Origin of the sequence: Longimicrobium terrae (assembly GCF_014202995.1) — a bacterium.
GTDB lineage: Bacteria > Gemmatimonadota > Gemmatimonadetes > Longimicrobiales > Longimicrobiaceae > Longimicrobium > Longimicrobium terrae.
This window is the reverse complement of record NZ_JACHIA010000042.1, coordinates 1-4,800: the sequence shown is the minus strand read 5'-3', so window position 1 is coordinate 4,800 and position 4,800 is coordinate 1. Positions and strand designations below refer to the sequence as shown.

Annotated in this window: 3 protein-coding genes; all 3 read right to left on the bottom strand. The window is 69.6% G+C overall.

The genetic code is table 11. The features are described from left to right. Positions 1-93: 93 nt before the first annotated feature. Complete coding sequence (kduD, locus tag HNQ61_RS28090) at positions 94-855, bottom strand: 2-dehydro-3-deoxy-D-gluconate 5-dehydrogenase KduD (protein WP_170031952.1); 762 nt, start codon at positions 853-855, stop codon at positions 94-96. Between the two features lie 143 nt (positions 856-998). Further along, complete coding sequence (locus HNQ61_RS28085; protein WP_170031949.1) at positions 999-2,282, bottom strand: glycoside hydrolase family 88/105 protein; 1,284 nt, start codon at positions 2,280-2,282, stop codon at positions 999-1,001. Between the two features lie 516 nt (positions 2,283-2,798). Next, positions 2,799-4,307 (bottom strand): glycoside hydrolase family 28 protein, encoded by a 1,509-nt coding sequence (locus HNQ61_RS28080; protein ID WP_205761172.1) that lies wholly within the window; start codon positions 4,305-4,307, stop codon positions 2,799-2,801. Positions 4,308-4,800: the final 493 nt, after the last annotated feature.

Genomic DNA, 4,800 nt, shown 5'->3' with positions numbered 1-4,800 from the left:
TTGATCAACAGGCAGCTAGGACGACAGCCGCTCGCTTTTGCCGATCTGCTCGGCTGGTGAGAAACTCACACCAAGCGTTTCAGTCGCCCCAGCCTACCGCGCCATCCACCCGCCGTCGACCACGAGGACGTGGCCGTTCACGTAGTCGCTGGCGCGAGAGGCCAGGAACACCGCGGCGCCCGCCATGTCCTCCGACTCGCCCCAGCGCCCCGCCGGGATGCGCGCGGAAATGTCGCGCGAGCGCTCCGGATCGTCCTGCAGGCGCTGCGTGTTGTCCGTGCGGAAGTAGCCGGGCGCGATGGCGTTCACCTGCACGCCGTGCTTCGCCCACTCGTTCGCCAGCGCGCGCGTGAGGCCGGCGACGGCGTGTTTGCTCGCGGTGTAGGCGGGAACCGTGATTCCGCCGCTGAACGACAGGAGCGAGGCGATGTTGATGATCTTTCCCGAACCGCGCTCGATCATCCCCGCACCCAGCCGCTGGCTGAGCAGAAAGACGGAATCCAGGTTGGTGCGCAGCACCGCGTCCCACGCTTCCATAGGATACTCCGCCGCGGGGTGGCGGCGAATGGTGCCGCCGTTGTTGATCAGGATGTCGATGCGCCCCGCCTGCGATACCGCGTCGTCCGCCATCGCCAGCACGGCGTCGCGGTCCGCCAGGTCCGCCTCCACCTGCCACGCCTGCCGCCCGGCCGCGCGGATCGCCGCCGCGGTCTCGTCCGTGCCGCCGCGCTGGCTGCTCGCGCAGACGACGTCCGCGCCCGCCTCGGCCAGCGCCACGGCCATCGCACGGCCCAGCCCGCGGCTGGCGCCGGTGACCATCGCGCGCCGGCCCTCCAGGGAAAACAGCCCGCTCATCATCCGTCCCGGTTCAGAATGTATTCACGCGCGGATCGGCATCCGCGACCATCCCGCATCCGCCACCGTCCGCACATCGCGATCGGGCACAGAGCGTATCGCCCGCGCCTCCCGAGCCACACCGATTCCGCCATCGGTGCGGCTCAGCGCCCCAGTTCCAGCGCGGCCAGGATGAGCGGGCCCACGCCCTTGTAGTCATCCGTCACCACCGGCTCGGTGACGTAGTAGCCAAAGGTGCCGTCGCGCGGAGAGCCGTCGCGGCGCGGGTTGCCGCCCAGCCCGGACACCTGCACCACGTTGATGAGCGACACGGTGCCGTCCGGGTTTTCGCGCACCAGGTTGGAGAGCAGCCCGTTGAAGCCGCGCTCGCCCACGGCGCGGAAGCGCGCGTCCACGTAGCCCAGCCGCGCGGCGCGGCTCAGCGCGTACGCGAACATGGACGAGGCGCTTCCTTCCAGATAGTTGCCGTCACGGTTGGGCTCATCCAGCACGTCCCACCACAGCCCGGTGACCGGGTCCTGCACCCGGGCGACCGCGTCCGCTGCGTCGGCCAGCGTGGCCAGGAGGGCGGGGCGGTCCGGGTGATCCGCGGGGAACTGCTCCAGCGTTTCCACCAGGCCCACCAGGTACCAGCCCATCGCGCGCCCCCAGAAGCCGGGCGACACGCCGGTGGCGGAATCTGCCCAGGGCTGCGCGCGCGCCGCATCCCATCCGTGGTACATCAGCCCCGTGCGCGGATCGCGCGTGTGCCGGGCGACGAGCAGAAACTGCCGCGCGATGTCGTCAAAGGCGGCGGGCTCGTTGAACGTCTTCGCATACCGCGCGTAGAACGGCTGTGCCATGTACAGGCCATCCAGCCACATCTGCTGCGGATAGATCTGCTTGTGCCACAGCCCGCCCTCCGCCGTGCGCGGATGTGACCGCAACTGGGAGTGCAGCGAATCCAGCGCCGCCCGGTAGCGCGGGTCGCGCGTCTGCTCCAGCAGGCGGAAAAGGAGGCGGCCCTGCGCGATCTCGTCCAGGTTGTACTCGGACTTGTCGAAACCTTCGATGGATCCGTCCGGCTTGATCCAGCGGTCCATGTTGGTCCGCACGTAGTCCAGCATGGTGCGGTCGCGCTTCTCCATCCCCACGCGCTCGATGGCGGTGAGGATGACGCCCTGCGTGTAGTCCCACCGCCTGTGCGTCTGCGGGTTGCGCCGCATGACGGACTCGGAGATGCGCACGGACCACGGCCGGCCGTCGGACGAGCGGCGCGCGCGCGGTGGCGCATGGGGGATGGGAAGCGGCGCGTCTCCCGCCTGCCGCGTGCCTTCGCCCAGCTGGATGGAGGCGGGCAGGTGCACCACCTGCGCGTGCGCGGCCGGCGCGGCAAGGGACAACGTCAGGGCGATGACGGCGATCGGGCGCTTGTGGATGGTGGTCATCGGATGCTCATCGTCGGTTCATCGGACACGGTTGCTGCGCCTTCCAGTTTCGATGCTGATCCAGGGCTTGGGATCGGTGTGCTCCGGCCGGCCCGGCGCGGCGGCGGGCTGCCCTCTCCCCCCGGCCCCCTCTCCCGCAAGCGGGAGAGGGGGAGACCTCAGCGTGGGGGATGGTTCGGCGCGCGTCCGCGGCTTTCACCCGGCGGTTGAAACCGCGCCTCGACAGACACGAAGTCAGCTTTCGCGGACTGGGCGCCGGCTCTGCTCATGTCCCCGGACTGCTGAAGCCCCGAACATCGCGCGAAGCGCGGTGTGTCGGGGGTTCCCGCTGTTCGAGCGGCGGATTCATTCGCTCAACAGAACCCGCTCACGCCCTGAACTCCGCTTCCCGCGCCCAACTCTCCGTCCAGCCCAACCCTCCCCCAGTCTTTTTTGGGGGAGGGTGGGCGAGTAATGCGAGCCCGGGTGGGGGCCGCCGTGAAGCCCGCACTCACGCGCCGGTTTCTGCCTCGCCGTTCAGTTGCGCGCCGGAGCCTGGGCCGGCGGGCGCATGTCGCTTTCGCGCACCTCGCCGGTGGGGCGCACCTCGTGGCTGGTGGCGGTCGCGGGCTGGCCGTTGATGCTCACTCCGCGCATCTCCAGCCGCTGCACACCATCCGTCACGTTGCCGCGCTCCACCCCGTTGAACCGGCAGTCGATGATCCGCACGTCGCTGATCTCCGACTTCGGGTACGCGCGCATGTACAGCGCGTATTTGCTCTTGCCGCTCGTTACGCGCAGCATTTCCACGTTGCGGATCACGGGGACGAACGGCCCGCTCTGCCCTTCTTCATAGAACAGGTCCATCGACAGCACCGAATCCGCCACCTGCCCCACGGTCACGTCGCGCATGTAGATGTTCTCCAGCACGCCGCCGCGCATCGCGTTGTTCTTGAAGCGCAGCGCCCGCTCCAGCTCCGGGCTGTCCATCTGGCACCGCTCCACGAAGACGTTGCGCACGCCGCCGCTGATCTCGCTGCCGATGGTGACGCCGCCGTGCCCTTCCTTCATGCGGCAGTCGCGGATGATGATGTTTTCGCTCGGCACGTTCACGCGCCGTCCGTCCGCGTTGCGCCCCGACTTGATGGCGATGCAGTCGTCGCCCGTGTCGAACAGGCATCCTTCGATCAGCACGTCGGTGCACGATTCCGGATCGCACCCGTCGTTGTTGGGGCCGTGCGTGTTGATCTGCACGCCGCGCACGGTGACGTTGCGGCACAGCACGGGGTGAATCTCCCACATGGGGGAGTTGATGATGGTCACCCCTTCGATCAGCACGTTGCGGCAGCGGTACGGCTGAATGAACTGCGGCCGCAGGTACGAGCCTTCCGCAAAGACGCGCTGTTCGACCGGCGTGCCCGCCTCCACCATTTCGCCCAGGCGGTTGCGCGCGGCGACCTGGTTGGGGAGCGGAGCGTTGCGGCCGCCCTTCCACGGCCACCAGTGCGTGGCGTCGGCCTGCCCGTCCAGCGTGCCCGGGCCGGTGACGGCCACGTTTTCCTGCTCCCACGCGTAGATCAGCGGCGAGTAGCCCATCATCTCCATCCCCTCCCAGCGGGTGAAGACGGCGGGCAGATAGTCCGACGGGTTGCGGCTGAAGGCGAGCGTGGCGCCCTGGCTGACGTGCAGGTTGACGTTGCTGCGCAGGTGGATGGGCCCCGTCAGAAAGCGTCCCGCGGGAACGACGACGCGGCCGCCGCCCGCCTCGTGGCAGGCCGCGACCGCGCGGCGGATGACCGCCGTGTTGTCCGTTTCGCCGCCCGCGACGGCGCCGTAGCGCGTGATGTCGAAGTCGCGGTTGGGAAAGGCGGGCGGGACGATGCGGGCGAGGATGCCCGGAACCATGTCCCATCCCGCCAGCTGCGACATGGAGGGACGCGCCGCGCCGCCCAGCAGGCCGGCGCATCCGCCGCCGAGGGGAACGACGGCCGCGGCCAGTGCGAACGTACGAACGAAGTCGCGGCGTGAGATCTCGTCGGGACGCATCTCTTCCTCGTGAAGCGGGGTTGCGGGCCGGGCGCGTGAATGACCGCGCCCGGGTGGTCGTCAAAGGGCCGGAGGGGCTTAGCCGGCCGTGCTTCTGTCGTGCGCGCCCTGCCAACGTCGCGCGAGGCGGGCGTTCCCTCGCGGCGCTCCGTGCCGCTGCCGCGCCCGGGCTCCGGCGTGGCGGACGGTAGATCCTTCGGCCCGCGACGGACGGTGCGCGGGCCGGTCCAGTGCGCCTGGGCCTCAGGATGACGCCGACGGCGCCGATGCGTCGCGTCTGTTGCCGTCCGCGCGTCGAGAGGCGTAAACGCGTCCGGTGTGATGCCGTCCGTGCGCCGAGAGGCGTCATCCTGAGGGAGCGCGCGGCGCGCCATCCGGCGCGACGAGTCATGCGCGACCGAAGGATCTACCTGTCCAGCCTCGTATGATTATGTGGATGCGCGCCTGAGCCGTATCTTGTCTGCGCAGGCCTGGTTGCTCCTCCGATTCACCC

Bases quoted from the DNA above. Each gene is read 5' to 3' on its own strand.
- HNQ61_RS28080 (WP_205761172.1), bottom strand. From the start codon at position 4,307: ATGCGTCCCGACGAGATCTCACGCCGCGACTTCGTTCGTACGTTCGCA.
- kduD (WP_170031952.1), bottom strand. From the start codon at position 855: ATGAGCGGGCTGTTTTCCCTGGAGGGCCGGCGCGCGATGGTCACCGGC.
- HNQ61_RS28085 (WP_170031949.1), bottom strand. From the start codon at position 2,282: ATGACCACCATCCACAAGCGCCCGATCGCCGTCATCGCCCTGACGTTG.